This window comes from Curtobacterium sp. MCBA15_016, from assembly GCF_001865105.1.
GTDB lineage: Bacteria > Actinomycetota > Actinomycetes > Actinomycetales > Microbacteriaceae > Curtobacterium.
The window spans coordinates 10,035-10,354 of sequence record NZ_MJGR01000045.1 but is presented as its reverse complement, the minus strand read 5'-3'; the positions used below and the strand labels follow the sequence as shown (position 1 = coordinate 10,354).

Annotated in this window: 1 protein-coding gene; it reads right to left on the bottom strand. The window is 72.8% G+C overall.

Going from position 1 to position 320, the window contains the following annotated elements:
* Positions 1-16: 16 nt before the first annotated feature.
* Positions 17-320: IclR family transcriptional regulator C-terminal domain-containing protein (locus BIV03_RS16150; RefSeq protein WP_302847775.1), on the bottom strand; the 304-nt coding region annotated here is incomplete at its 5' end.

The window sequence follows — 320 nt, the reverse complement described above, 5'->3', positions numbered from 1 at the left end:
CCGCGCCTCCTGTCCGTCAGTGCGCGACCGCGCTGATCATGCCGAGGCCGACGCTGATGCGGTCGGCCACCTCGATGAGGTCCTCGGCGAGCGACGCGGTGTCGCGGTCCCGCAGCTGCGTCACCCGCCCGGAGATCGACAGCGCCGCGACGATGCGCCCCGACGCGTTCCGGATCGGTGCCGCGATGCAGAACCGGCCGAGCGCGACCTCTTGGTTCTCGACGCACCAGCCGCGCTTCGCGGAGGCCTCGAGGTCCGCCGTGAGCGCGTCGTGCGACGTGATCGTGTGGTCCGTGTAGCGCGCGAGGTCCGCGCCGAGC